This is a genomic window from Streptomyces sp. NPDC018031 (assembly GCF_044327625.1).
Classification (GTDB): domain Bacteria; phylum Actinomycetota; class Actinomycetes; order Streptomycetales; family Streptomycetaceae; genus Streptomyces.
The window spans coordinates 174631-196968 of sequence record NZ_JBIRFT010000004.1 but is presented as its reverse complement, the minus strand read 5'-3'; the positions used below and the strand labels follow the sequence as shown (position 1 = coordinate 196968).

Genomic DNA, 22338 nt, shown 5'->3' with positions numbered 1-22338 from the left:
CCGGTGATGCCGGGGAGGCGGTTGCCCTCTATGGCTTCGTACAGGAGCCGGAGCGGCGCGGCCGCGGTGCGGCTGGAGACCACGCGATCCCGGGAGGGGCTCCTCGACGGCGCTTGGTGGCCGCGTACCCGCGACATCGGAACCGGGCTGCCGGCGCTGATCAGAGTGCTGACCGGGCACCTCGGCCCGATCACTCGCTTGGGCGTGGACGCGTCCGCCTGGGATGGCATCCCGCCCCGCCTGGTCATCGACGGTCAGGTCGTGCACCTCGAATCCGAGCCCGTCCGCGACGGCCCCGTCCTCGTCACGCGCGGCCACGACGACCACTTCGCCCTCCTGGCGGTTCCCCCGGACCACCACCGCCGACGCCGCCCGCGAAGCGATGGCCCGCGCCCACCGCGCCGACAACGTCACGCAGGCCGCTCAGATCCTCCTCGCCACCACACACGGGCCTGAGGGCAGCGCCGCCGATGCGGAAGGCTGACCCCGAATCGACGGCGGCCGAGCCAGCCGAGAGCGCGGCGCCGCCGTGGCGGGCGGCCCGGTCTCCTTCGGCATCGGGCGGGATGCGACAGAGCCCGGCTTGGAGTGCTGCGTACCGGCCGGGCTCCGAGCGTGCGGCGCCCTGGTCAGAGCCCCTCGTCGTGCAGGTCCTCCTCGCGCAGCAGGTCGTCCTCGCGGCGGCGCGAGGTCTCCGTCCGCCCGGGCTTCCGTCCCTGCTCACGGGCCTGCCTGCCCGGCCGGGGCTGCGCGGGGTCGCCGGGGCGGTGGTGTTCCCGCGCCTCGCGGCCCCGGCCCTTGCCCGGCTCCTGACGTTTGTCCTGCGTACCGTCCATGACTGCGCTCCTCTCGACGCGTGCGGGCACGGACCCCTCTCGGATCACGCTGCCACGCACAGCGAAGGTCCGCATGATGGCGACGGCGAAGCGAGGCACGCGGATGACGCCTCGCCCGTCGGCCTCACAGCAGAAGGCGATGCTGTGCATGGGGTGGGCCAGACCGGTGCCGCCCCTCAGTGTCGACTGAGGGGTATTGCGTCTCGCCGTGTGCCCCAGCGAGCGCCAGTGCGGAAGGGGGAGCGGGCGGATCCTCCCCGGCGGCGCTCCAGAGCTGGATGCTGCAGAGCATCCAGCCTGTGCCACAGCCCCGGCGTATACACACCGGGGCTGCCCTTCCGGGCGGTTGCACGTGAGAGTGCACCCACCCAGGGCCCATGCTATCGCTCGAGGCACCATCCCGGCATAGCGAACTTTTCGGATGCATCCCGTTGCCAGGGCGCGCGGGGCGGCTGGCGCCCTGCCCAGCCGTCCGGCGCGTCGCCGAGCACCGTCGCGGCCGGTGCCTCAGACCTCGTCCGACTGCGTTCGGTCGTCGTCCGACGACTTGGTGGACAGCAGCCAGGAGCGGGCGGGCTCGGCGGCGTGGGTGGTGTCAACGGTGAAGTGGAGACGGGTCCCGCCGTCGTGGCCCGCGGGGTAGCTGCGTTGTTCCGTGGAGGCGAAGCAGCGCCGGAGAACCTCCGCGACCTGGCGTGCCGTCTCCGGGGACGCGGCGACGATGCGAACCTCGGCGTGTCCGGCCGAGGGCACTGGTTCCGCTGTTCTCATGGTGTCCTCATTCATTCAGGTGGCATGCGAGGCATCCAGGTGACGTGCCGGTGGGCGCGCCGCCTCGGCGTCGCACCCACCGCCCCCGGTCAGAGAAGAGTCGGTGTCATCCGCGGTCCCCGTCGTGGCGCCCTGCGGCCCCGCCGGTCGGCCGTCGCGGCTTCCGGCTCCTCCTGCCGCGCCCCGGCAGGACTTCGCTGTAGCGGAAGGCCGCGATCCTCTGGCCGTGCTGGGCGTTGAGCAGATGGATCAGCAGAATTCCCAGGGCGATCATGGCGAGGATCACCGCGGTGGTGATGACTGTCTCCACTGTCCTCACCTCTCCGGGGCGAGGGGCGGGAGCCCGATGGGGGCCCTGAGCGGCGGGGGCGCGGCTCCGCCCTCGGTGTCCCACTCCGATTCCCGGCCGCGGTCCCCGGCCGCGGCGCGGATCGCATCCTCGTCGTCCATCAGTCTGCTCGCGGTGAGGAGGCTGCCGGGGGTGGCTGCGGCGGACATCAGCCGGGCGGCGGAGGCCGCACCGGCTTCCGGCGGGATCACCAGCAGGTCCCAGCGTCCGGCGCTGTAGGAGAGCAGTATCAGTTTGTGCGGGTCCTGCTCATCCGTGAACCAGCCCACGTGCACCGTGTGCCCGGTGACGGGCACCTTCGTGGGGATCACCGGCCAGTGGGTCGGGTTCACCGTGACGTGGGTGATCCGGCCCCAGCACCTGTCCAGCCTGTCTGTCAGAGCGGGGAGCTCGCGGAAGAGGTCGCGGGACCGGGGCCACCAGGCGCCGTCCAGGAGACCTGGAGGTGCGCCCGCGGGCGTCAGGGCCAAGCGGGCCGGTGGCGAGGAGACGCGCTCAGCGGTCGTCGTGCGTTCGATAGTCATGGTCATGACGCGAATCCGCCTCCGGGACCGTCTTGGACTGCCCGGTGTTGTTACTCGCCGGGAACGGCACCGGCACGGGAGCCGGTGTGCGAAGTACTCCCGGTGTCTTCACACTACTCCGGCCCACGGCCCGTATGCCTCTGCTACCAGCGCTTTCTCTGGGATGCGAGCCCGTACCCGGATGCGCGGAGAGGGTTGCGGGCCGGCACGCGGAGTACGGTGAAGCCCTGGACCCTTCACTGTGGCGACCAGGGCGGTTCCGCCACGGGCCATCCAGTGAAGATGCCGACCCCCGTCGAGCGGAGTTCACCATGGCCGACTCCGGCACCCCCCGTCCCTCCAGGCTCCTGCCGGACGGGATCCACGAGGCAGTGAAGCCCGGGACAGCGCTGCTGAGGCTCGAGACGACACGGCTGCGCGAGGGCATCCTCGATGGTGCGTGGTGGCCTCGCTCCCGTGACATCGCCGCCGAACTACCCCACTTGATCTCCGCGTTGAGTCGGCACCTCGGCCCGATCACCCGCGTCGGACTGGACGCGAGTGCCTGGGAGGAACTGCCGACGCGACTGATCATCGACGACCGGGCCGTCCGCCTCGACTCCTTCCCGGTCGGTGACGACACCGTCCTGATCACCCGGGGCGACAAGGATCACTTCTCACTGCTGGTGGTGCCTCCGCAGGCGACGCTCGACGCGGCACGCGCCGCGATGGCCCAGGCGGTGCGAGCCGACAACATCACCCCAGCCGAGCAGATCCTCATCGACACCGGGACCAACCCCGCACACCCGGGTCCCGTGGAACGCACACAGGCGGACGAGTGAGCGGCGATTCGGACCGCACCTCGTGCCCATGGACGCGTTCTCCCCACGCTGACCCCGCCCGGCCCATGCCCGTGCACGAGCCTGGAGAAGACCCTGAGGCCGAGCAGCCCGATCACGGTGGCCACCGCGCCGGGAGACAGAGCGCGCCAGGCGATCCGCCCACCGAGCGGCAGGCGCTGCGACCACCAGAAGAACACGACGGCGCTCAGCGCGGCGGCGAAAGCGCCCGCCGGGGACTCTCGCCGCAGTGTGGTGGTCGCGGAGACGAAGAGGTGGTCGGTGAGTACGCCGAGCCACACCACGTGTCGCCACCTGGCCCACCAGCGGGCCGGCGGCAGATCCCAGATCTTCTCGTAGCCGGTCTGCACCGCCGCCCCGAAGGTCAGACCGAAGACGGCGAGGGGCGGCAATGCCGAACGCGGTCGTGGTCCGCAGTGCCTGGCCGGGCCGGGTGAACAGATGCTGCACCTGTTCTCTGGGGTCCGCCGACACGCCGAGCCCTTCCCCCAGCCACTGCGCGAGCCCCCGCCCGTTCTCCGGATCGCCCGAGGAGACGATGACCAGCAGCGGCACCAGCGTGAGGGACCGCAGCGCCGCGAAGCCCAGGAACGTCGCCACAGCTCCAGATCTCTGATCCGCCGCCATCCGCGTCCCACTGGTGAATGGCCGATCGCGTCGCGTAGCCGTCCGAACGGGGAGGGGCGGCCTGCTGCACCGGATGACTTCATCGGCATGCCCGTCGACCACCACGGTCGATGCGGTCACCGCGCGAACACGGCGACGCGCGGGTTCCCGGATAGCCGGGAAGGGGCACGGGCGGCCGGTCCGGGCGGGCTGCGACTGCCTGTGCCGACGGCTCACACCGCCTGGCCTTCGCGCCCCTGGACGACGCGATCCTCGGGCCGGACCACCTCGAGGTCTTCTATGCCAGGGCGCTGGTGAAGAAGGCGCCCTCGGTCGGCATGGACGACATCCTGCCCGCCGGGTCAGAGCAAGCGGTCTGCCGGTACCACGACATGACCTGCCAGCAGGTGGCGAGAGGCAACTCGCGCGCCGCTGACCGCCCGCGTATCGCCGTGCGCCGGTCCCACCGGACGGGGTGGCGGCCTCTCCGGTGATGCCGGCAGCTTCGGGGCGCCCCGGGGGACCCGAGCGCCAAGCGCCGTCGCAGTACGCGCTCACCCGCTCACCGGCACGGGGAGCGCAACACGGTGGCCCAGAAGTGACGTCCCGCAGGAGCTGGATCGTCACCGGGACGAGGGCCCGCTGGGAGGGCGGGATGGCGCGCCAGGGCTTCTCCGGGCAGGGCGTTCGCGCGAGTTGAGGCGACACGGAGGGCGCGTCGGCCCCCGAGGGGGTGAGACAACAAACGAGGCCCAGATCACTGATCTGGGCCTTCGCTATGGAGCGGGTGACGAGAATCGAACTCGCGCTCTGAGCTTGGGAAGCTCATGTTCTACCATTAAACTACACCCGCAGTGAGGCGCTGATCTTGCTCGGCCTCATCGTTGCACACTGTACCCCATGACCGCCTCCCGGCGCAGGCGTCGTGGGGTTTTCCGTTGTCCGGGGTGGGGACGCGCCTGCGCTGGGGCGGGAGTTGGGGCGTACGGTGGGGGGCGGTGCGGCGCGTGGAGCGGCGACCTGTTCATCCCCTAATGTGGCTTTTGTCTTTCACGTTCTCGGGGAAGGGACTCGATGGAGCGCACCGTCGTCCGTTGTGCCGAAGGGCATGTGTTCAGCACCGCTTCGTTCCCGATGCAGCATCTGGGCGCCGATCGGATCGGTCCCGGGCGGCTGCTTCGCTGCCCGCGCTGTGCGCGGCTGCGGCATGCGGTGCCGGTGATGTTGCAGAAGCGGTAGCGGCAGAAGCGGTAGCGGGAGGTCCGGGCTGCCGGACCGGACCGGCGGGCATGGCCGACCGTGCCCGCCGGGCCGCCGCGGATCGCGGGCCGCCGACGCGGTGGGTGCCGGGCCCGGTGGGCCGGAACATCCGGGTCCGCGGAAGCGGTGGAGGTCGCGGCGGAGGTCAGCGGCGGTGGGCCGGGATTCCCGGGGCCGCGGTGTCCGCGTTGGGGCGGGCCCGCGGCCTCCGCGTTGTTTGCGTATCCTCGTCCCGTGCTTCTCTCTGACAAGGACATCCGGACCGAGATCGACGCCGGGCGGGTGCGGATCGATCCCTACGACCCCACCATGGTGCAGCCCTCGAGCATCGATGTCCGGCTCGACCGGTTCTTCCGGGTGTTCGAGAACCACCGGTACCCGCACATCGACCCGGCCATGGAGCAGGGCGACCTGACGCGGCTGGTGGAGCCGGAGGGGGACGAGGCGTTCATCCTGCACCCCGGTGAGTTCGTGCTGGCCTCCACCTACGAGGTGATCACGCTGCCCGACGACATCGCCTCCCGGCTGGAGGGGAAGTCGAGCCTGGGGCGGCTGGGCCTGCTGACGCACTCGACCGCGGGCTTCATCGACCCCGGCTTCTCGGGCCACGTGACGCTGGAGCTGTCCAACGTGGCGACCCTGCCGATCAAGCTGTGGCCGGGGATGAAGATCGGGCAGCTGTGCATGTTCCGGCTGACCTCGCCCGCGGAGCACCCGTACGGGTCGGCCAAGTACGGCTCCCGGTACCAGGGGCAGCGCGGGCCGACGCCCTCCCGCTCGTATCTGAACTTCCACCGGACGCAGGTCTGATCATGAGCGTGAAGCGGGAGAACCTCACCTACGAGAGCTTCGGCACCGCGGTCCGCGAGCTGGCGCAGACCATCGCGGACGACGGGTACGAGCCCGATGTGGTGCTGTCGATCGCCCGCGGCGGGGTCTTCGTCGCCGGCGGGCTGGCGTATGCGCTGGACTGCAAGAACATCCACCTGGTGAACGTGGAGTTCTACACCGGCGTCGGCGAGACGCTGGAGATGCCGGTCATGCTGGCCCCGGTGCCGAACGCGATCGACTTCTCCAACAAGAAGGTGCTGATCGCCGACGACGTCGCGGACACCGGCAAGACGCTGAAGCTGGTGCACGACTTCTGCCTCGACCACGTCGCCGAGGTGCGGTCCGCGGTGATCTACGAGAAGTCGCACTCGCTGGTGAAGTGCGAGTACGTGTGGAAGCGGACCGACGACTGGATCAACTTCCCGTGGAGCGTCCTGCCTCCGGTGCACAAGTCCGGCGAGGCGGCCAAGGACAACAAGGAAGCCCTGTAGCCACGCGCCGCGCCGTGCGCGGCGTCTGGTGGAGCGGCTGCCGTCCGGAGACTCTCCGGGCGGCAGCCGCTCCGCCGTGTCAGCCGCCGCATGCGCAGCCGGCGGCCGCCTTGGCCTCGCCCGGTGTCCGGGCGGAGTCGACGGCCTGCTCGTCCGGGGTGCAGCAGGCGGTGGTGCCGCAGCAGGCGTCGGGCGCGGTCCCGGCGCTCTTGCCCAGGGTGTCGGCGTCGGCCTTGACGACGTAGACCTCCCACGGTTCCCGGCCGGGGCCGTGCACCCACACCTTGTCCTGGAGGGCGTAGCAGCACGAGGTGTCGTTCTCCTCGAACGTGGCGAGCCCCGCCGCCTTCAGGCGCTCGGTGGCGGCGGCGACCTGGTCGGTGCCGGCGACCTCGACGCCGAGGTGGTCGAGGCGGGTGTCCTCGCCGCTGTCGCCCTCGATGAGGACGAGCTTCAGCGGCGGCTCGGTGATGGCGAAGTTGGCGTAGCCCTCGCGGCGCTTGGCCGGCTCGGTGCCGAACAGCTTGGAGTAGAAGGCGATCGACCCTTCGAGGTCGGCGACGCGCAGGGCGAGCTGGACCCGTGACATGGCGGTCTCCCATCCGATGAGCGAGCTTGTTTCGATGCCTATCGATGCAACCCACGTTGCCACCGGATTAGATGGCTGTCAACATAGAGGGATGTCGAAACAAGACGGGCTGGTGCTACTCGGGCAGGACGACGCGGTGTGCTGCGTGCCGCTGGTTCGCGAGCCGCTGGGCGAGCAGGCCGCGGCCGAGACGTCGCGCATGTTCAAGGCGCTGTCGGACCCGGTCCGGCTGCGGCTGCTCTCGCTGATCGCCTCGCACGACGGAGGTGAGGCGTGCGTATGCGACCTGACCGGCCCCTTCGAGGTCTCCCAGCCCACCATCTCCCACCACCTGAAGGTGCTCCGTGAGGCCGGACTGGTCGGTTCCGAGCGGCGTGGCACCTGGGTGTACTACTGGGTGATCCCGGCGACGCTGGCGAAGCTGTCGGACCTGCTCCGGGCCCCGGCCGTCCGTGCGGAGACGGAGAGCCCGGCCGTCCGCACGGAGAGCCCGGCCGTCCGTGCGGAGACGGAGACACCGGCCGTCCGCACGGAGACCCCGGCGTGATCGCGGCGGCGTCGCCGGCCCGGCGGGCGGCCGTCGAGGGGCTCGGCACGGCCGCGCTGGTCGCGGTGGTGGTCGGCTCCGGCATCCAGGCCACCGAACTCACCTCTGATCCCGGAGTCCGGCTGCTGGCCAACTCACTGGCGACGGTCTTCGGGCTGGGTGTGCTGATCGCCCTGCTCGGGCCGGTCTCCGGGGCGCACTTCAACCCGGTGGTCACGCTGGCCGCCTGGTTCACCGGCCGCCGGACCGGTGACGGACCCGCCCTGAGGGACGTCGCCGGCTATCTGCCCGCGCAGACCGTGGGCGCGATCGGCGGCGCGGTTCTCGCGGACGCCATGTTCGGCCGGCCCCTCGTCCACTGGTCCGGCCACGACCGGTCCGCCGGACATCTCTGGCTCGGCGAGGTGGTGGCCACCGCCGGGCTGGTCTGGCTCGTCCTCGGCCTGGCCCGCGCCGGCCGCGCCCACCTCGCGCCGTCGCTGGTCGCCGCCTACATCGGCGCGGCGTACTGGTTCACCTCCTCCACCAGCTTCGCCAACCCGGCCGTCACGGTCGGCCGGGCCTTCACCGACACCTTCGCCGGCATCGCGCCGGCGTCGGTACTGCCGTTCCTCGCCGCCCAGCTCGCCGGCGCCGCCGTCGGCCTGGGGCTGGTCCGGGTCACCTTCGGCCGCCCGGCCGCGGTGGCCGTGGGCGGGACCGCCGTCCCGCACGGTGCGCAACGGCCCGCCGCCCCCGTCCGTCCCGTCGAGGAAAGGACCCTGCCCTCATGACCACGTCCACCACCCCGTCCGTGCTCTTCGTCTGCGTGCACAACGCCGGCCGGTCCCAGATGGGCGCCGCCTTCCTCACCCACCTGGCGGGCGACCGGGTCCAGGTGCGATCCGCCGGCTCGGCACCCGCGGACGCCGTCAACCCGGCCGTGGTCGAGGCGATGCGGGAGGTCGGCATCGACGTCTCCGCCGAGACGCCGAAGGTCCTGACGGTGGAGGCCGTGCAGTCCTCGGACGTGGTGATCACGATGGGATGCGGCGACGCCTGCCCGTACTTCCCCGGCAAGCGCTATCTCGACTGGCGGCTCGACGACCCCGCCGGGCAGGGCGTCGACGCGGTGCGCCCGATCCGCGACGACATCGAACGGCGGGTCCGGGGCCTGCTCGACGAGCTCGGCGTTCCGGCGGCTCGCTGACCGCCACGCCGAACGGCGGCCGCGTCACCGCTGTGCGGCGGTGGGGACGTTACGGACGGTACGGGCAGGCGGTGCTGACGGTGAAGGGCCCGGGTGGAGACCGTGGAGGTTTCCACCCGGGCCCTTCGGTGTCCCGTGCCGTCCGGTGTGCCGGTGCCCGCCCCGTGTCCGGGTGCCCGTTTGCGGGCTTCCGGGCGGGGGCCGGACGGAGACCCCGGTCCGGCTCGTTCCGGGTCGGTCCCGGCTCGTTCCGGTCCCTTCCGGCTCCGCCCCCGCCCGGCGCGCATCCGGTCCGGCTCCCGGACCCGTCCGCCACGCTCCCGGACCGGTCCGCCATGCTCCCGGACCCGTCCGGTGTGCCGCGCCCCCGGCCGGTGGGCGCGGGCCCGCGGACGGTTGTCAGATGGTGCCGAGCTTCAGCAGCGACAGCAGGGCGATCAGCTGGATCGCGGAGGCCGCCAGCGCCTTCGGCCAGGGCAGGTCGTGCGACTTGCCGACCATGGAGGTGAACAGCGCGCCGGCCGCCACCCAGGTGCCCCAGCCCAGGGCCTGGACGAACATGCCGTCGCCGCCGAGGAACATGGCGAACAGCAGGCGCGGCGCGTCGGTGATCGAGGTGATCAGCATCGACAGACCGATGGTCGGCGCCCAGCTGCCGTCGCCGCCCAGCTGGCGGGCGAGGGTGTGGGTGACCGCGCCCAGCACCAGGCCGCTGAGCACCACGGCCACGCCGGTGCTGAGGATCGCCGGGATGCTGTTGGACAGCGAGGCGTTCAGCACCTCCTCGCGGGCCTTGTCGAAGCCGAAGACGGCGAGCAGGCCGTAGATGAAGGTGACGGTGAGCGCGGGGCCCCACATGGGGTGGTCGCGCATCTGCCAGAAGGTGGCCTGGGGGCGGAGCACGATGCCGCTCAGCAGGTCCTTCCAGTGCAGCCGGGGGCCGGACGGCGGGGCGGTGGTCTGCCCGGCCCGGTACGTGGCGCCCTGGTCGTCGTCGTAACGGCCGGGGTCCTGGCCGTACGGGTCGTAGTCGGGGGCCTCGCCCAGGCTGAACTGCTGGGTGTGGCCCGGGTCACCGCTCGGGTGGCCGCCGTGACCGCCGTGCGGGGCGTGCCCGCCGTGGCCGTCGAAGTACTCCGGCTCGCCGTGGTTCGGGGGCTGCTGCCACTGCCGGTCCGGGCGGCCGTGCGGGCCGGGGTCGCCGGGGTGTCCGTACGGCCCGTGCTGCCCGTGCTGTGCCTGACCGTACGGGGGCGGGGGCGTGTACGGTCCGGGCGCCTGCTGACCGTACGGCGTCGATGGCGTCCGACTGCCGTACGGAGCCTGCTGCCCGGGGTACTGTCCCGGCCGGCCCTGCGGCCCGTGTTGCGCGGAGCGGGGGTCGGGCCCGCCTCCCATCCTGAATCCAGCCACCATTCGAACGTACCTGGTCGTGAGGTCCGCAATGCCCGAGTGAGGGAAGTAGCCGGGCATTGCGGCCGAGCTGTGACATCCCTCAGGGGGACCCTGGGGGGTTGGCCCCACCGCGCGGGGGCGGCCACCCGGCCGGTGACGGGTGGTCCGGTGCGGCCGCGCGGCCCGGGAGGCGAAGTCCGGGACGGCGGCGCGGGGTTGGCTCCGGCGGGCCCGGCGGACCGCCGGGACGGGGCGGGGTGACGCCGCCGCACCGGGGTGGCGGGGCCGTGCCGGAGGGCGACCCGGCCGGGGGTGTGCGGGCTGTGACGGCGGCGGAGCGGGCGGTGTCGGCCGTGGTAGGCTCCCCGCCCCTCGGCCGGGGCGGCCGCACCGCGGTGTGTTCCGGTTTCCAGGAGGTGGACATGAAGCTGCCGAGGCTGTCAACTCTGTTGTGATACAGGGAACGTGGCGGTGAAGATCAGGGGGCCATGTCCGAAAAGACAGTGAACGGGGGAACGGTCATGTCCGATCTGGATGTGCGGTGGCATCGGCATGCAGAGCGATGGTTAGCGGTCGCGGCGTAATCCGATGCTGGATGGACGCGGGCGCCCGCCCGCCGAGGCAGACTCCGGCACGCCGGGTGACCGGCGCGGCCCGGAGACCGGTCCCGCACCGGACGCGCGTGGTCCGGCGGGGACGGGTGCCGCTCATGTCGAGGTGACCGGGGCCCCGGAGGCGCCCCGGCCGCCGTTGCCGCGGTCCCTGGCGGCACGGGTCGTCCGCCGCCGGCGCGGACGTGGGGCCGGTGCGACCGCGCCGGATCCGCCGGGCCCCGGTGCGCGCGGGGCGGAGACGGGCCGTCAGGAGCCGTCCGGAGCCGAGCCGTCCGGGCCCGTCCCTCCGGTGCCGGGCCCGCGCAGCCGGCGGCTGCGTCCGGCGCGCGGCGTGCGGAGCGTCGCCGGCCAGGTGTTCGTGTTGCAGGTGGCGGTGGTCCTGCTGATCGTGCTGGGTGCCGTGGCGGCCCTGGTCCTGCAGTCCCGCCACGACAGCTCCCGGGAGGCCCGGCACCGGTCGCTGGCCGTCGCCGCGACGTTCGCGGAGTCGCCCGGGCTGGTGGCCGCGCTGCGCAGCCGGGACCCCACCGCGCTGCTGCAGCCGCGTGCCGAGGCGGCCCGGGTCGCGGCCGGGGTGGACTTCCTGGTGGTGATGACGCCGGGCGGCATCCGCTACACCCATCCCAAGCCGGACCGGATCGGCGGCCGGTTCCGGGGCACCACCGAGCCGGCCCGGCACGGCCGGCGGGTGATCGAGACGTTCACCGGCACGCTCGGTCCGTCGGTGCGCGCCGTCGTCCCGGTGACCGACGAGCACGGCAGGGTGGTCGGGCTGGTGTCCGCCGGGATCACCATCGACAAGGTCAGCGGTGTCGTCGAGCAGCAGCTGCCGCTGCTGTTCTGCGCCGCGATCGCCGCCCTGCTGCTGGCCACCGGCGGCACCGCGCTGGTCAGCAGACGGCTGCGGCGGCAGACGCACGGCCTGGACCCGGGCGAGATGACCCGGATGTACGAGCACCACGACGCGGTGCTGCACGCGGTCCGCGAGGGGGTGCTGATCGTCGGCGAGGACGCGCGCCTGGTGCTCGCCAACGACGAGGCGCGGCGGTTGCTGGACCTGCCGTCGGACGCGGAGGGCCGGCGGGTGTGGGAGCTGGGCCTGGACCCGCGTGCCGCGGCCCTGCTGGCCTCCGGTCGGGCCGCCACCGACGAGGTGTACACCGCCGGGGAACGGCTGCTGTCGGTGAGCCACCGGCCCACCGACGGGTACGGCGGCCCGCCCGGCAGCGGGGTCGCCACCCTGCGCGACACCACCGAGCTGCACGCCCTGTCGGACACCGTGGAGCTGGCCCGCAAGCGGCTGAAGCTGCTGTATGACGCCAGTGTGCGGATCGGCACCGGGCTGGACGTGGTGCGGACCGCCGAGGAGCTGGCGGAGTACGCCGTGCCCCGGTTCGCCGACTACGTGACCGTGGACCTGGCGGACGCGGTGCTCGGCGGTGAGGACCCGGTGGACCAGCGGGGGCTGCGGCGCACCGCGGTGAGCGGGATCACCAAGGAGACCCCGCTGTACGCGCTGGGCCGGCTGATCCGGCTGCCCCCGTCGTCGCCGCGCGGCCGGGCCTATCTGACCGGCCGGGCGGGCATCGAGCGGGATCTCGCCGCCTTCGACGGCTGGCAGCAGGAGGACGTGGAGCGGGCCCGGCGGATCGTCGACTTCGGCATCCACTCCGTGATCATGGTGCCGCTGCGGGCCCGGGGCGTGATCCTGGGCATGGCCAGCTTCTGGCGGTCGGAGAAGGCCCCGTTCGAGGACGAGGACCTGTCGCTGGCCGAGGAGCTGGTGGCGCGGGCCGCGGTGAGCATCGACAACGCCCGCCGCTACACCCGCGAGCACACCATGGCGGTGACGTTGCAGCGCAGCCTGCTGCCCCGGGTGCTGCCCGAGCAGAACGCGCTGGACGTCGCCTACCGCTATCTGCCCGCCCAGGCCGGGGTGGGCGGGGACTGGTTCGACGTGATCCCGCTGCCCGGTGCCCGGGTGGCGCTGGTGGTCGGCGACGTGGTCGGCCACGGGCTGCACGCCGCGGCGACCATGGGCCGGCTCCGTACCGCCGTGCACAACTTCTCCGCGCTGGACCTGCCGCCCGACGAACTGCTCACCCACCTCGACGAGCTGATCGCGGACATCGACCTGGAGGACGAGGAGGACGAGGCGGGCGTCAAGGCGATCACCGGGGCGACCTGTCTGTACGCCATCTACGACCCGGTCTCGCGCCGCTGCACCATGGCTCGCGCCGGGCATCCGCCGCCCGCTCTGGTGCACCCGGGCGGGGAGGTGGAGTTCGTGGACCTGCCGACCGGGCCGCCGCTGGGGCTGGGCGGGCTGCCGTTCGAGACGGCCGAGTTCGAGGTGCCGGAGGGCAGCAGCATCGTGCTGTACACCGACGGGCTGGTGGAGCGGCGGGACCGGGACATCGACGTGGGTCTGGAGCTGCTGCGCCGGTCCCTGGAGTGCCCGGGCCGCAGCCCGGAGCAGACCTGCCAGGTGGTGCTGGACGATCTGCTGCCGAACCGGCCGAGCGACGACGTGGCGGTGATCGTGGCCCGTACCCGGGTGCTGCCGCCGGAGCGGATCGCGCAGTGGGAGCTGCCGCCGGAGCCGGCCGAGGTGGCCCGGATGCGGGCGGCGGTGGCGGCCCGGCTGGCCGAGTGGGAGCTGTCGGAGGTGGCGTTCACCACCGAGCTGATCCTGAGCGAGCTGGTCACCAACGCCATCCGGCACGCGACCGGGCGCATCCGGGTGCGGCTGCTCTGCGACCGGACGCTGATCTGCGAGGTGTCGGACGCCAGCAACACCTCGCCGCACCTGCGGTACGCGGCCTCCACCGACGAGGGCGGGCGGGGGCTGTTCCTGGTCTCGCAGTTCGCCGAGCGGTGGGGGACCCGCTACACGGCCGAGGGCAAGGTGATCTGGACCGAGCAGGCGCTGCCGGGCGGCAAGTAGCGCGGTGGGAACGGCGACGGCCGGTGCCGCGGGTCTCCGCGGCACCGGCCGTCCGGTGCTTCTCAGGGCCGGGGCCCGGCCGGGGTCACTTCACCGGCTCGGGCTCCGGGTCGGCGGCCGTCTCGCCGTCGCCCTGCGGCTCGACCGGGGTCTTGACGGACTCCAGCAGCAGCTGGGACACGTCCACGACCTGGAGCGACTCCTTGGCCTTGCCGTCGTTCTTCTTGCTGTTGACCGAGTCGGTGAGCATCACCAGGCAGAACGGGCAGGCGGTGGAGACGATGTCCGGGTTGATGGCCAGCGCCTCGTCGACACGCTCGTTGTTGATGCGCTTGCCGATCCGCTCCTCCATCCACATCCGGGCGCCGCCGGCGCCGCAGCAGAAGCCGCGCTCCTTGTGGCGGTGCATCTCCTCGTTCCGCAGGCCCGGCACCTTGGCGATGATCTCGCGCGGCGGCGTGTAGACCTTGTTGTGGCGGCCCAGGTAGCAGGGGTCGTGGTAGGTGATCAGACCCTCGACCGGGGTGACCGGGATGAGCCGGCCCTCGTCGATGAGGTGCTGGAGCAGCTGGGTGTGGTGGATGACCTCGTACTCGCCGCCCAGCTGCGGGTACTCGTTGGCGATGGTGTTGAAGCAGTGCGGGCAGGTCGCGACGATCTTCTTCTTGGACTTCGGCTTCCGGGTCGACTCGTCCTCGCCGTCCTCGCCGAAGGCCATGTTGAGCATCTCGACGTTCTGCTGGCCGAGCTGCTGGAAGAGGAACTCGTTGCCCAGGCGGCGGGCGGAGTCACCGGTGCACGCCTCGTCGCCGCCCATGATCGCGAACTTCACGCCGGCGATGTGGAGCAGTTCGGCGAAGGCCTTGGTGGTCTTCTTGGCGCGGTCCTCCAGCGCCCCGGCGCAGCCGACCCAGTACAGGTAGTCGACCTCGGTGAGGTCCTCGATGTCCTTGCCGACGACCGGGACCTCGAAGTCGACCTCCTTGGTCCAGGCGAGCCGCTGCTTCTTGGCCAGGCCCCAGGGGTTGCCCTTCTTCTCCAGGTTCTTGAGCATCGTGCCCGCCTCGGACGGGAACGACGACTCGATCATCACCTGGTAGCGGCGCATGTCGACGATGTGGTCGACGTGCTCGATGTCGACCGGGCACTGCTCGACGCAGGCGCCGCAGGTGGTGCAGGACCACAGGACGTCCGGGTCGATGACGCCGTTCTCCTCCAGGGTGCCGATCAGCGGGCGCTCGGCCTCCGCGAGGGCCGCCGCGGGCACGTCCTTGAGCTGCTCCTCGGTGGCCTTCTCGTCGCCCTCCATGGTCTTGCCGCCGCCGGCCAGCAGGTAGGGCGCCTTGGCGTGGGCGTGGTCCCGCAGCGCCATGATCAGCAGCTTGGGGGAGAGCGGCTTGCCGGTGTTCCAGGCGGGGCACTGCGACTGGCAGCGGCCGCACTCGGTGCAGGTGGAGAAGTCCAGCAGGCCCTTCCAGGAGAACTGCTCGATCTGGGAGACGCCGAAGACGTCGTCCTCGCCCGGGTCCTCGAAGTCGATCGGCTTGCCGCCGCTGGTCATCGGCTGCAGGGCGCCGAGCGCCACGTCGCCGTCCGCCTCACGCTTGAACCAGATGTTCGGGAAGGCGAGGAAGCGGTGCCAGGCCACACCCATGTCGGTCTTGAGCGAGACCGTGATCATCCAGATGAAGGACGTCGCGATCTTGAGCATCGCGAAGAAGTAGGTGAGGTTCTGCAGCGTGCCGAGGCTCATCCCGTCGAAGAGCGCCACCAGCGGGTACGACGCGAAGAAGGCGGGCTCGTAGCCGTCGACGCCGTGCTGGGCGCCCTCCAGGGCGTGCAGCGTCATGATCGAGATGCCGACGATGAGGATGACGGTCTCGACGAAGTACGCCTGGCCGGTGTTGGAGCCCGCGAAGCGGGACTTGCGGCCCGCCTTGCCCGGCCGGTTCAGCTGCCGGATGACGATCAGGGTCACGATGCCCAGCGCCGTCATCAGGCCCATGAACTCGGTGAACATCTCCCACGGCAGCCAGCCGCCGATGATCGGCAGCAGCCAGTCGGACTGGAAGAGCTGGCCGATGGCGTTGACGATGGTGAGCAGCAGGGAGAAGAAGCCCACCGCCACGAACCAGTGCGCGACGCCGACGATGCCCCACTTGTTCATGCGGGTGTGGCCGAGGAACTCCTTGACCACCGTGACGGTGCGCTGGACGGGGTCGTTGGTCCGGGAGCCCGCGGGGACGGGCTGGCCGAGCCGCATGTGACCGTAGATCTGCAGGATGGCACGGCCGAACAGCGCGACGCCGACCGCGATTAGGACCAGCGACACGATGATCGCGGCGAGTTGCATTGGGGGCTCCTCGAACGGCGAGAGCGGTGATGATGAGCGATTACTAAGCAGTAACTTATCCGGTCTCTGCCGAGATTACCGAGGAATCGGAACCCGCGCAGTCGACCCGGCCGGTGATCTGTGTCGCTCAGGGTCGCCTCGCTCCGGCCCGTCGCGGCGGCACCCGGCTGCCTCCAGTGTCCCCCGCTGTGCCGCTGCGGATAAGGCGAACATAAAAGCTGAGTCGGGTCGGCTCAGGTCTGTTGACAGCAAAAAGTTGATCATGCACTCTTGAGCCTGTTCCACTCAATGCGGTAGCTGGAGGAATTCGACATGGCACGTGCGGTCGGCATCGACCTGGGTACGACGAACTCCGTCGTCAGTGTTCTCGAGGGCGGTGAGCCCACCGTCATCACCAACGCCGAGGGCGCCAGGACCACGCCGTCCGTCGTCGCCTTCGCCAAGAACGGCGAAGTGCTGGTCGGTGAGGTCGCCAAGCGCCAGGCCGTGACCAACGTCGACCGGACGGTCCGCTCGGTCAAGCGCCACATGGGCACCGACTGGAAGATCAACCTCGACGGCAAGGACTTCAACCCGCAGCAGATGAGCGCCTTCATCCTGCAGAAGCTGAAGCGGGATGCCGAGGCCTACCTGGGCGAGAAGGTCACCGACGCGGTCATCACCGTCCCGGCGTACTTCAACGACTCCGAGCGTCAGGCCACCAAGGAGGCCGGTGAGATCGCGGGCCTCAACGTCCTGCGCATCGTCAACGAGCCCACCGCGGCCGCTCTCGCCTACGGGCTGGAGAAGGACGACCAGACCATCCTCGTCTTCGACCTCGGTGGCGGCACCTTCGACGTCTCGCTGCTGGAGATCGGCGACGGCGTGGTCGAGGTGAAGGCCACCAACGGTGACAACCACCTCGGTGGTGACGACTGGGACCAGCGCGTCGTGGACTACCTGGTCAAGCAGTTCCACTCCGGGCACGGCGTGGACCTGTCCAAGGACAAGATGGCCCTCCAGCGTCTGCGTGAGGCGGCGGAGAAGGCGAAGATCGAGCTGTCCTCGTCCACCGAGACCTCGATCAACCTGCCCTACATCACGGCCTCCGCCGAGGGCCCGCTGCACCTGGACGAGAAGCTCACCCGCGCCCAGTTCCAGCAGCTCACCGCCGACCTGCTGGAGCGCTGCAAGACCCCGTTCCACAACGTCATCAAGGACGCGGGCATCGCCCTGTCCGAGATCGACCACGTGGTCCTGGTCGGTGGCTCCACCCGTATGCCGGCCGTCGCCGAGCTGGTCAAGGAGCTGACCGGCGGCAAGGACGCCAACAAGGGCGTCAACCCGGACGAGGTCGTCGCCATCGGCGCCTCGCTCCAGGCCGGTGTGCTCAAGGGCGAGGTCAAGGACGTCCTGCTGCTGGACGTCACCCCGCTGTCCCTCGGTATCGAGACCAAGGGCGGCATCATGACCAAGCTGATCGAGCGCAACACCACCATCCCGACGAAGCGCTCGGAGATCTTCACCACCGCCGAGGACAACCAGCCGTCGGTGCAGATCCAGGTCTACCAGGGCGAGCGCGAGATCGCCGCGTACAACAAGAAGCTCGGCATGTTCGAGCTGACCGGCCTGCCGCCGGCCCCGCGCGGGGTCCCGCAGATCGAGGTCACCTTCGACATCGACGCCAACGGCATCATGCACGTGGCCGCGAAGGACCTGGGCACCGGCAAGGAGCAGAAGATGACCGTCACCGGCGGCTCCTCGCTGCCGAAGGACGAGGTCGACCGGATGCGCCAGGAGGCCGAGCAGTACGCGGAGGAGGACCACCGCCGCCGCGAGGCCGCCGAGACCCGCAACCAGGCCGAGCAGCTCGTCTACCAGACGGAGAAGTTCCTCAAGGACAACGAGGACAAGGTGCCCGCCGAGGTGAAGACCGAGGTGGAGACCGCCGTCACCGAGCTGAAGGACAAGCTCAAGGGCGAGGACTCGGCGGAGATCCGCACCGCGACCGAGAAGGTCGCCGCGGTCAGCCAGAAGCTCGGCCAGGCCCTCTACGCCGACGCGCAGGGCGCGCAGGCCGCGGGTGACGCCGCCGGCGCCGCCGGGGCCGGCCAGGCCAAGGCCGACGACGACGTGGTGGACGCCGAGATCGTCGACGACGAGAAGGCCGACAAGGGCGGTGCGGCGTGACCGAGGAGACACCGGGCTTTGAGGAGAAGCCCGACGTTTCTCCCGAAGCCGCGAAGGACTCTGACGACACGGCGCAGGGCGCCGGGACCTCCGGTAAGGAGGGCCCGGCGGCCCCGGCCGGCGACGAGCTGCGGGACGTCGGTCTCCAGGCGCAGCTGGACCAGGTCCGCACCGCGCTCAACGAGCGCACCGGCGACCTCCAGCGGCTCCAGGCCGAGTACCAGAACTACCGCCGCCGGGTGGAGCGGGACCGGGCCACGGTCAAGGAGATCGCGGTCGCGAACCTGCTCACCGAGCTGCTCCCGGTACTCGACGACGTCGGTCGCGCCCGCGACCACGGCGAGCTGGTCGGCGGCTTCAAGTCGGTCGCCGAGTCGCTGGAGACCGTGGTCGCCAAGCTGGGCCTCCAGCAGTTCGGCAAGGAGGGCGAGCCCTTCGACCCGCTGATCCACGAGGCGCTGATGCACAGTTACGCGCCCGACGTCACCGAGACCACGTGCGTGCAGATTCTGCAGCCGGGGTATCGGATCGGCGAGCGCACCATCCGCCCCGCGCGGGTCGCGGTCGCCGAACCCCAGCCCGGCGCCCAGGGCAAGTCCGACGAGGCGGCCGCCGACGAGGAGAGCGGTGGCCCGGAAGAGGGCTGACGTGACGGCGGACACCGGAGCGGCGGGTATAGCCGGAGCGGTGACGGCAGGAGAGGAGGGACACCGAGGATGAGCCTGAGCCGGGATGTACTGGAGAAGGATCTGTACAAGGTCCTCGGTGTCCCCAAGGACGCCACCGAAGCGGAGATCAAGAAGGCGTACCGGAAACTCGCCCGCGAGTTCCACCCGGACGCCAACAAGTCCGACGCCACGGCGGAGGAGCGCTTCAAGGAGATCTCCGAGGCCAACGACGTACTCAGCGACCCCAAGCGGCGCAAGGAGTACGACGAGGTCCGCGCGCTGTTCGGCAACGGCGGCTTCCGCCCCGGTCCGGGCGGCACCGGCAGCTTCAACTTCGACCTGGGCGACCTCTTCGGGGGTGCCGGCCAGGGCGGCGGCGGTGCCGGCGGCTTCGGCGGCGGCCTCGGGGACGTCTTCGGCGGCCTGTTCAACCGGGGCGCCGGCCGGGCGCAGCCGCGCCGCGGCCAGGACATCGAGTCCGAGGTGACGCTGAGCTTCACCGAGGCGGTCGAGGGCGCCACCGTCCCGCTGCGCATGTCCAGCCCCGCCCCGTGCAAGGCCTGCTCGGGCACCGGCGACAAGAACGGCACCCCCCGGGTGTGCCCGACCTGCGTCGGCACCGGCCAGGTCAGCCGCGGCGCGGGCGGTGGCTTCTCGCTCACCGACCCGTGCGCGGACTGCCGGGGCCGCGGCCTGATCGCCGAGAACCCCTGCGACGTGTGCAAGGGCAGCGGGCGCGCCCGCTCCTCGCGCACCATGCAGGTCCGGATCCCGGCGGGCGTCAGCGACGGCCAGCGGATCCGGCTGCGCGGCAAGGGCGGGCCGGGGGAGACCGGCGGACCGGCCGGCGACCTCTACGTCGTGGTCCATGTCGAAGCGCATCCGGTCTTCGGCCGCAAGGACGACAACCTCACCGTCACCGTGCCGGTCTCGTTCACCGAGGCCGCGCTCGGCGGCGAGGTGAAGGTGCCGACCCTGGGCGGCCCGCCGGTGACCTTGAAGCTGCCGGCCGGTACCCCGAGCGGCCGGACCATGCGCGCCCGGGGCAAGGGCGCGGTGCGCAAGGACGGCACCCATGGCGACCTGCTGGTCACCATCGAGATCGCCGTTCCCCGGGACCTCAGCGACCAGGCCCGCGAGGCGCTGGAGTCCTATCGTGAGGCCACCGCGGGTGAGGACCCGCGGGCGGAGCTGTTCCAGGCCGCGAAGGGAGCATGACCCCATGGACCCGACGAACAGGGACGGACGGCGGCGCAACCCGTACTACGAGCTGACGGACGAGACGCCGGTGTACGTCATCTCGGTGGCGGCGCAGCTCTCGGGTCTGCACCCGCAGACCCTGCGCCAGTACGACCGTCTGGGCCTGGTCTCGCCGGACCGTACGGCCGGCCGTGGCCGCCGCTACTCGGCCCGCGACATCGAACTGCTCCGCCAGGTGCAGCAGTTGTCGCAGGACGAGGGCATCAACCTCGCCGGGATCAAGCGCATCATCGAACTGGAGAACCAGGTGGCCGCGCTCCAGGCGCGGGTCGCCGAACTCCAGCAGGCGGTGGAGGGCGCGGCGGTGGCGATGCGGCAGCGCGAGGCCGCGGTGCACGCCTCCTACCGCCGCGACCTGGTCCCCTACCAGGACGTGCAGCAGGCGAGCGCGCTGGTGGTCTGGCGGCCCAAGCGGCCCGCCGAATAACGGCCACCGCCCACACCGCTTTCGGGCAACGGCTCCGCACGTCCCCGGCCCCGCTCCTCGGTGCCGGGGACGCGGTCTCTTCGGCACCGGCGGGACGGAGGCGCGGTGCCTTCGGTCCTGGCGGGACGTGGACGCGGTGTCTTCGGCCTGGCGGGGCGGGGGCGCGGTGCCTTCGGTCCTGGCGGGGCGTGTGCGGTTCCTCCGCGTGCCGCGACGGCCGGGGGTGTCTCCTCCCCGGCGGTCAGGCCGCCGGACCGCCACCGGCGGCCCGCGGCCCGGTCAGCCGCGTCAGCCGCCCGTCTTCTCCAGATCGGCCCGCATCCGCACGAACAGCTCGCCCGCCTCGGGCAGCGTGGTGTCGGGGAACAGCGCCACACCGGCGGTGCCGTCGTCGGCCCAGCCGCAGATGACGTTGCCGCTCTCGCTCAGCGAGGCGAGCATGCACTCCACCGATCCGCCCAGCTCACCGGCGTCGGCGACCGGCTCCGCCTGGGGCTGCCCCAGCTCGTGGTCCCACCCGGCGTGGTCGAGCATCCCCCGCCACAGGTGTTCGCGGCGCTTGCCGGTGTCCTCGGGCACGTTGTCCACCCCCATGAAGAGCACCGGCTCGGCGGCGCCGGGCGCGGCGTAGTGGGCGGCGACCAGGGTCATGCCGTCGCGCATCTCCCCGGGGTCGACCGGGACGTCGGAGAGTGCCCCGTCACCGGTCAGTCTGGGCAGGCCGCCGGCCGGCGAGGCCTCCACGACCCGCCGCCGGCCGTCCGGCTCGCCCGAGGGACCGGCGGACGGGTCGGCGGACGGTCCGGCGGAGTCCGTGGTGCTCGGCGAGGCGGTGGTGGCGGAACCCGTCGGGTCGGTGCTGCCTCCGTTCTTGTTGCAGCCGGTCACCGCCAGCAGCACGACGGCTGCGATGGCGGTGACGGCACCGGCTCTGGAACGTCGGCGGACGTGACGCATGGTGATTCCCCCCTTGGTCGGAACTACCCGTATGGGCAGACGTGATCCTTGACGTACGGCAACATCACGTCGGTTCCCGGCACTTTTCCCGACTTCTCGCTGATTTTCGGCGAAGGGCCCATCACCCAGGGTGACGGATCCCGGCTGTCGGCCCGGCGGACGGGATGCCCTTCGTCCACGGCGGGACCGGCCGCCGGAGCCGGCCCGTCTCGCCTGTCCGGGGCACCCGCCCGGGCGTAGGCCGTGCCGGTCCGGCCCGTTCACCGCGTCGGCCGCCGGGCCGGGCGGGTCGTTCGCCGTGCACCGCCGATGCTGCCGGGCGCACCATGGAAGTACGGCAGAGGAGGTACCGCCATGCTGGAAGTCAAGACGGTCGAGAAGCCCGACGAGCGGCGCGATTTTCCCGGAGGCCACCTAGAAGCCCTGCACCTGAGCGGGCTGGACTTCGCCGTGGGCACCTTCGAGCCGGGCTGGCGGTGGACCGAGTCCGTGGCACCGATCGCGGGCACCGCCACCTGCGAGGTCCACCACAACGGTGTCGTGGTCGCCGGGCGGCTGCGCATCCGGATGGACGACGGCGGCGAGACCGAGGTCGGGCCCGGCGACGTGTTCGTGGTGTCGCCCGGTCACGACGCGTGGGTGGTCGGCGACGAGCAGGTGGTCGTGTACGACTTCGCGGGGGCCATGGCCAAGGAGTACGCCAAGGAAGGCTGACC

Annotated in this window: 22 protein-coding genes and 1 tRNA gene; 14 read left to right on the top strand and 9 right to left on the bottom strand. The window is 71.6% G+C overall.

Going from position 1 to position 22338, the window contains the following annotated elements; all coding sequences use genetic code 11:
- Positions 1–6: 6 nt before the first annotated feature.
- Positions 7–456: a DUF5994 family protein gene (locus tag ACH4B3_RS13205; protein ID WP_398463165.1), complete on the top strand. Its 450-nt coding sequence runs from the start codon at positions 7–9 to the stop codon at positions 454–456.
- Between the two features lie 173 nt (positions 457–629).
- Here ACH4B3_RS13205 and ACH4B3_RS13200 read toward each other — a convergent pair whose 3' ends face one another.
- The 4 genes from ACH4B3_RS13200 to ACH4B3_RS13185 all read right to left on the bottom strand — a co-directional run bounded on the left by ACH4B3_RS13200 (position 630) and on the right by ACH4B3_RS13185 (position 2486).
- Positions 630–836, bottom strand: a complete 207-nt coding sequence (locus ACH4B3_RS13200; protein WP_398462910.1) for a hypothetical protein — start codon at positions 834–836, stop codon at positions 630–632.
- 507 nt (positions 837–1343) lie between these two features.
- Positions 1344–1607 (bottom strand): hypothetical protein, encoded by a 264-nt coding sequence (locus ACH4B3_RS13195; RefSeq protein ID WP_398462909.1) that lies wholly within the window; start codon positions 1605–1607, stop codon positions 1344–1346.
- 106 nt (positions 1608–1713) lie between these two features.
- The gene (locus tag ACH4B3_RS13190; protein ID WP_398462908.1) at positions 1714–1917 is read right to left on the bottom strand and encodes a hypothetical protein; all 204 of its coding nucleotides are present in this window, start codon (positions 1915–1917) and stop codon (positions 1714–1716) included.
- Positions 1918–1922: 5 nt separating this feature from the next.
- Positions 1923–2486, bottom strand: a complete 564-nt coding sequence (locus tag ACH4B3_RS13185; protein ID WP_398462907.1) for a DUF5994 family protein — start codon at positions 2484–2486, stop codon at positions 1923–1925.
- Between the two features lie 305 nt (positions 2487–2791).
- Here ACH4B3_RS13185 and ACH4B3_RS13180 point away from each other — a divergent pair, with 305 nt between their 5' ends.
- Entirely contained in the window at positions 2792–3301 is a 510-nt protein-coding gene (locus ACH4B3_RS13180) for a DUF5994 family protein (RefSeq protein ID WP_398462906.1), read from the top strand.
- A gap of 1403 nt (positions 3302–4704) precedes the next feature.
- On the opposite strand, the gene ACH4B3_RS13175 is transcribed toward ACH4B3_RS13180, so the two are convergent.
- Positions 4705–4778 (bottom strand) — tRNA-Gly (locus ACH4B3_RS13175).
- A gap of 221 nt (positions 4779–4999) precedes the next feature.
- Here ACH4B3_RS13175 and ACH4B3_RS13170 point away from each other — a divergent pair.
- From ACH4B3_RS13170 to ACH4B3_RS13160, 3 genes are all read left to right on the top strand, one after another.
- On the top strand, positions 5000–5164 hold the full coding sequence (locus tag ACH4B3_RS13170) for a hypothetical protein (RefSeq protein ID WP_398462905.1): 165 nt from the start codon (positions 5000–5002) through the stop codon (positions 5162–5164).
- A gap of 255 nt (positions 5165–5419) precedes the next feature.
- Entirely contained in the window at positions 5420–5995 is a 576-nt protein-coding gene (dcd, locus tag ACH4B3_RS13165) for a dCTP deaminase (protein ID WP_398462904.1), read from the top strand.
- 2 nt (positions 5996–5997) lie between these two features.
- Positions 5998–6507, top strand: a complete 510-nt coding sequence (locus ACH4B3_RS13160; RefSeq protein WP_398462903.1) for a phosphoribosyltransferase — start codon at positions 5998–6000, stop codon at positions 6505–6507.
- 79 nt (positions 6508–6586) lie between these two features.
- On the opposite strand, the gene ACH4B3_RS13155 is transcribed toward ACH4B3_RS13160, so the two are convergent.
- The gene (locus ACH4B3_RS13155; RefSeq protein ID WP_398462902.1) at positions 6587–7096 is read right to left on the bottom strand and encodes an ArsI/CadI family heavy metal resistance metalloenzyme; all 510 of its coding nucleotides are present in this window, start codon (positions 7094–7096) and stop codon (positions 6587–6589) included.
- A 91-nt stretch (positions 7097–7187) separates the two neighbouring features.
- On the opposite strand from ACH4B3_RS13155, the gene ACH4B3_RS13150 reads away from it, so the two are divergent.
- From ACH4B3_RS13150 to ACH4B3_RS13140, 3 genes are read left to right on the top strand one after another with little or no spacing between them, the layout of a single operon-like run.
- Positions 7188–7643, top strand: coding sequence for an ArsR/SmtB family transcription factor (locus tag ACH4B3_RS13150; RefSeq protein ID WP_398462901.1), 456 nt, complete (start codon positions 7188–7190; stop codon positions 7641–7643).
- Complete coding sequence (locus tag ACH4B3_RS13145; protein WP_398463164.1) at positions 7643–8416, top strand: aquaporin; 774 nt, start codon at positions 7643–7645, stop codon at positions 8414–8416. The genes ACH4B3_RS13150 and ACH4B3_RS13145 overlap by 1 nt, the downstream gene beginning before the upstream one ends.
- Positions 8413–8832: an arsenate reductase ArsC gene (locus ACH4B3_RS13140; RefSeq protein WP_398462900.1), complete on the top strand. Its 420-nt coding sequence runs from the start codon at positions 8413–8415 to the stop codon at positions 8830–8832. Before ACH4B3_RS13145 ends, ACH4B3_RS13140 begins: the two co-directional genes overlap by 4 nt.
- A 399-nt stretch (positions 8833–9231) precedes the next feature.
- Here the strand turns inward: ACH4B3_RS13140 and ACH4B3_RS13135 are convergent, their stop codons facing one another.
- Positions 9232–10248, bottom strand: a complete 1017-nt coding sequence (locus ACH4B3_RS13135) for a YIP1 family protein (RefSeq protein ID WP_398462899.1) — start codon at positions 10246–10248, stop codon at positions 9232–9234.
- 567 nt (positions 10249–10815) lie between these two features.
- Here ACH4B3_RS13135 and ACH4B3_RS13130 point away from each other — a divergent pair.
- A complete protein-coding gene (locus tag ACH4B3_RS13130; protein WP_398462898.1) occupies positions 10816–13788 on the top strand; it encodes a SpoIIE family protein phosphatase in 2973 nt (990 codons plus the stop codon).
- An 85-nt stretch (positions 13789–13873) separates the two neighbouring features.
- Here the strand turns inward: ACH4B3_RS13130 and ACH4B3_RS13125 are convergent, their stop codons facing one another.
- Positions 13874–16141 (bottom strand): (Fe-S)-binding protein, encoded by a 2268-nt coding sequence (locus tag ACH4B3_RS13125; RefSeq protein ID WP_398462897.1) that lies wholly within the window; start codon positions 16139–16141, stop codon positions 13874–13876.
- Positions 16142–16453: 312 nt separating this feature from the next.
- Here ACH4B3_RS13125 and dnaK point away from each other — a divergent pair, with 312 nt between their 5' ends.
- The 4 genes from dnaK to ACH4B3_RS13105 all read left to right on the top strand — a co-directional run bounded on the left by dnaK (position 16454) and on the right by ACH4B3_RS13105 (position 20665).
- Positions 16454–18310, top strand: a complete 1857-nt coding sequence (dnaK, locus tag ACH4B3_RS13120; RefSeq protein WP_398462896.1) for a molecular chaperone DnaK — start codon at positions 16454–16456, stop codon at positions 18308–18310.
- Positions 18307–18957 (top strand): nucleotide exchange factor GrpE, encoded by a 651-nt coding sequence (grpE, locus tag ACH4B3_RS13115; protein ID WP_398462895.1) that lies wholly within the window; start codon positions 18307–18309, stop codon positions 18955–18957. Before dnaK ends, grpE begins: the two co-directional genes overlap by 4 nt.
- Positions 18958–19026: 69 nt before the next feature.
- Positions 19027–20196, top strand: coding sequence for a molecular chaperone DnaJ (dnaJ, locus tag ACH4B3_RS13110; RefSeq protein WP_398462894.1), 1170 nt, complete (start codon positions 19027–19029; stop codon positions 20194–20196).
- Between the two features lie 4 nt (positions 20197–20200).
- Positions 20201–20665 carry a heat shock protein transcriptional repressor HspR gene (locus tag ACH4B3_RS13105; RefSeq protein ID WP_398462893.1) on the top strand — a complete coding sequence of 155 codons (465 nt, stop codon included), beginning with the start codon at positions 20201–20203 and terminating at the stop codon, positions 20663–20665.
- A gap of 288 nt (positions 20666–20953) precedes the next feature.
- On the opposite strand, the gene ACH4B3_RS13100 is transcribed toward ACH4B3_RS13105, so the two are convergent.
- Positions 20954–21622: a hypothetical protein gene (locus ACH4B3_RS13100; RefSeq protein ID WP_398462892.1), complete on the bottom strand. Its 669-nt coding sequence runs from the start codon at positions 21620–21622 to the stop codon at positions 20954–20956.
- Positions 21623–21976: 354 nt separating this feature from the next.
- On the opposite strand from ACH4B3_RS13100, the gene ACH4B3_RS13095 reads away from it, so the two are divergent.
- Positions 21977–22336 carry a cupin domain-containing protein gene (locus tag ACH4B3_RS13095; protein ID WP_398462891.1) on the top strand — a complete coding sequence of 120 codons (360 nt, stop codon included), beginning with the start codon at positions 21977–21979 and terminating at the stop codon, positions 22334–22336.
- Positions 22337–22338 lie beyond the last annotated feature (2 nt).